The sequence below is a fragment of the Anoxybacillus sp. UARK-01 genome, assembly GCF_002075365.1.
GTDB classification, from domain to species: Bacteria; Bacillota; Bacilli; order Bacillales; family Anoxybacillaceae; genus Anoxybacteroides; species Anoxybacteroides rupiense.
Map to the genome: position 1 here is coordinate 1 of NZ_NASY01000064.1, position 4,251 is coordinate 4,251.

At 31.1% G+C, this 4,251-nt stretch carries 4 protein-coding genes; all 4 read left to right on the forward strand.

All coding sequences use genetic code 11. The features are described from left to right. Positions 1-1,298: M28 family peptidase (locus B6A27_RS18290; RefSeq protein WP_080862883.1), on the forward strand; the 1,298-nt coding region annotated here is incomplete at its 5' end. Between the two features lie 69 nt (positions 1,299-1,367). Beyond that, on the forward strand, positions 1,368-2,549 hold the full coding sequence (locus B6A27_RS18295; protein WP_080862884.1) for an acyl-CoA dehydrogenase family protein: 1,182 nt from the start codon (positions 1,368-1,370) through the stop codon (positions 2,547-2,549). Further along, positions 2,530-3,654, forward strand: coding sequence for an acyl-CoA dehydrogenase family protein (locus tag B6A27_RS18300; RefSeq protein WP_080862885.1), 1,125 nt, complete (start codon positions 2,530-2,532; stop codon positions 3,652-3,654). Before B6A27_RS18295 ends, B6A27_RS18300 begins: the two co-directional genes overlap by 20 nt. 16 nt (positions 3,655-3,670) lie before the next feature. Further along, the coding region (locus B6A27_RS18305; RefSeq protein WP_139788179.1) for an AMP-binding protein at positions 3,671-4,251 on the forward strand (581 nt) is incomplete at its 3' end.

Genomic DNA, 4,251 nt, shown 5'->3' on the forward strand with positions numbered 1-4,251 from the left:
TTGAAACTGCAAGAGCGCTAAAAAACAGTGATAAATTAAAGAACGATGTATGGTTCGTTTTTACTGATGGCGAGGAACTTGGACTACTTGGTGCTGAAATATTTTGGAAAAAAGATAGCTATAGAAATGCGATTGGTTTAGTGGTTAATTTTGAAAGTAGAGGCTCAAAAGGGCCTTCTATGATGTATCAAACAAGCGACCATAATGGGACTCTTATTCAAGAATTTTCAAAAGTTGCCCCTAAACCATTAGCTAATTCTTTTATGGGTGACATTTATAAGAAAATGCCTAATGATACAGATCTAACAATTTCATTAGATGCTGGTATTCCTGGACTTAACTTTGCATACATTGATGGATGGGAATATTATCATACACCTTATGATAATATAGACAACGTTGACAAATCTTCTTTACAACACCAAGGGGAAAATGCTCTATCAATGGCTAAACATTTTGGGAACCTAAATTTAGAAAACTTGGAGTCACCTAATGAAATCTATTTTAGTTTGTTGGGGAAAATGATACACTTCCCCCAATCATATGTTATTCCACTTAGTATCCTATTAACATTATTTATAATAACTATTTTTAGTACAAGTATTAATAGAGGAATTATTACATATAAAGGTGTATTATTGAGTACTCTTAAAATATTAATAATTATTTTAACATCCTTAATCACATCGATTTCATTATGGATAGTGATTAACAATATTTGGGTAAAAAAAATGACTTTATCTACTGATGCGACATATGACTCGATATTATACAATACGTCCTTTGTGCTTGTAACTTTTTTAATGAGTTGTATAGTTTCTAACCATTTTAGAAAAACAAATGAATTTGAAAACATGTTTGCAGGAACCTTGCTGTTCTTAACAGCTTTAATCGGAGCAGCTATATATCTTCCTGGAGCGAGCTATCTATTTTTAATACCTTTGTTGATTAATGGTATGGTTTTAAGTATAGCAATCAGATGTAGTAACCCATTTAAGGTCATTAATAGTTTACTAACAATGTTAATCATTTCATTTTTCCCAATTGTGCTTTTCACTACAGTCTATAAATTATTGTTTATTGGTTTACCTCCTTATTTAAATATAGGGTTAACAATCTTAACATCGATACTTTTATCTTTCCTTGAACCAATATACAAATTATTTAATAGGAACAAAAAGTTGCAAATTAGTTTATTATCAACAATAATTATTATTCTGCTAGTTACAGGATGGGTTAATTCTCATAAGCTGGACAGGCCAGTTTATATTGAGGATAATGAACATTTACACTTTTAAGTTTTATGAAGCTATATCACCAATAAACTGAATATTAAATTTATTTCGGTATTTTCGGAGGGGATTGTTTTGCAATCACTAAATATGATAGAGCAAGAAAAATTTAGAAAAAGAATTAAAGATCTTTTTCAATCAGCAGAGATGAAAAAGCTCATTGATGAGGTAAGGTCAGGCAATAAAGATTATGATCCAAGAAAAATTTATCAAATTTTAGGTGAACAAGGCTTGTTAGCGCCAAATTTACCAAAAGAATATGGTGGATTAGACAAATCTTTATTTGAAACAGCAGCCTTAATTGAAGAAATGTCTTTGAATGGGGTACCAGAATCTCTACATGTACTTTCAGTTTTAATAGTTGCAAATCTGCTGTACCTTTCTGCTACCAAAGTACAAAAACAAAAATATTTACCGGAACTTGCTACAGGCGAAAAATTTGCTTGCATCCTATATTCAGAGCCCAAAATAGGATCAGATTTAAGTGCACTAGAAACTAAGGCATCTCTTTGTAAAGATGGTACTTATCAACTTTATGGCCGGAAAGTATATAGTATGAAAACACACTTATCTGACTATGGTTTATGTGCTGCTAGGACTTCAAATAAGTCCTCAAAATACGAAGGTTTAACTTTATTTATGGTGCCATTGGATAGCAAAGGAGTCACTATAAACGCTATTCCAAGCTTAAGTGATGAGTCATTATTTGAAGTAATACTTGATGGTGTGACTGTTACCGAAGATGATATTATTGGAAAAAAAGATGAAGGATGGTCAATTATAAACAAAGCCCTTTCAGTTGAAAGAACTGGTCTTGACTACTACGTTAGAGCAATTAGATGGTTTAATTTAATTTTTGAACGTGCAATTATGGATAATGAAGTTGAAAGTGAGAATTTCTTAATTGAGTTCTCACGCTTAAAATGTAAGCTTGACTCATCAAGATACTTAACATACAAAGTTTTAGACCAATTAGAGAGTACAGGATCTGTGGATGAATCTCTAGCAGCTATCTCAAAATGGTATTCAAGTGAACTTGCCTGCGAAATTGTGTGGAAAGGATTAGAACTAAGAGGAATAAAAGCTTCTTTAAGTGAAGAACATGGATACAATCCTCTTTATGGAAGTTTAGAAGCTGCGTATAGGGAGGCGCCTGGTTTGACACTTTCAGCAGGTACCTCTGAAATACTTTTAGAAAGTATTTCAAAGTTTCAATTAAATATAAGTGAAAAAAGGAATGATGAAAATGTTATATAATCAATCACCTATGTTGGAAGGTTTAGAACAAGTAATAAACAATATTGTTCAGAGAGAATCTGTTAATTTAATAAATGGTCTAGAATTTATTTCTAATGTTAAAGGCTACTATCAAGATGAAACAAATCAATCAGAAATTTGGAATAATCTTAAAGATATAGGTGTTCCCGGTTACAATATTCCCTTGAAAGATGGTGGATATGAACTGGGAACAGAAGTGGTACTGATGATATGTGAAAGCATGGGGAAACACCTTTTTAGAAGTCCTTATTTAGATACTATGATTGCCGCAGATATTTTAACTAAATCTGAGACTCCTGAACTATTTGAAAATGAAATTGAACAAATTGTATCTGGAGATTTGTTCATGTCAGTTATAGGGATAAATAATACCTCAAAAAATACATTATTAAAAAAAGCTGATTTTGAATGGACTATTAGTGGAAGAAATAATTTCGCTATAAACCTCAGCGAATTAAGTAAGCTAATTATTGTAGTAGATAACAATGTATTTTTTATACCTATCGAAAGAAATGGGATCATTGCTACCCCACAAAATAGTATAACTAATGAAACTATCTACAGTTTAGAGTTTAAGAACTTAACACTACATAAAGAAGACATGGTAAAAATAGAACAACATGAATTAAAAAAAATACTTGCTTCTGCTAGACTTCGTCAGGCTTCATATCTACTTGGGTTATCAAGAGGCGCATTAAGTGAGGCAATTAAATATGTAAATATTAGAAGGCAATTTGGAAAAAAACTAATAGATAATCAAAGTATAGGTTTTAAATTAGCATCTCTACTAGGGCAACTTGAGGCTGCTAAACTTAAAATTCATTATACCGCATCTTTAGATATTGAAAGGGATGATTTAATACAACTAGCAACGGAGGCGTTAGCATACATTTCTGAGTTATCACTACAAATCTCCAGAGAATCTTTACATTTACATGGGGCATTTGGAATGACTAAACTAGCAAAAATAGAAAAATATTATCGATTTATTGCTTTTGAGTCTGTAAGGTTAGGTACCCCAAAATCACTTTGGATTGAAGCGGGTAAGCTTAACTTACATTCTTTTCACAATAGTACAAAATAAATGGAGGAGTATCGTTATGGATTTGACTTCAAGGTTGAAACGTTTACCAATCGATAAAAGTAAACCTATTTTGGAGATAATTAGAAATAATATTATTAATAATGATGTTATTAATAAAAAAATTAATTCGGTCAAAGCTCCAAATTTAAATGTAGACAATGATATAGATCTTGATAAAAACTATAACATTGGAGAGAATGAGTACCGTTTAGTTACTGAAGTGTGGAGCAAAGGGAAAACTTGTGAATTTCCGAAGATGACTACATATCAGTTGTTCGAGGAACAAGTAATTAAAAACCCTCACAAAAATGCTGTAATTTTTAATGATAAATCATTGTCTTATACCGAATTAAATAATAAAGCTAATAAATTAGCTCATTACTTAAATACGCAAGGAGTTCATCAGGAAACAATTGTTGCAGTGTTTTTAGAGAGATCTTTAGATATGATTATTACTATTTTAGCAATATTAAAAGCAGGTGGAGCATATTTACCAATAGACCCATCCTATCCTAAAGATCGAGTAAATCAAATTTTAGAAGATTCACAAGCAGGTCTTGTTATTACAAATGATAAATTAAGTAAAAATATTAATAA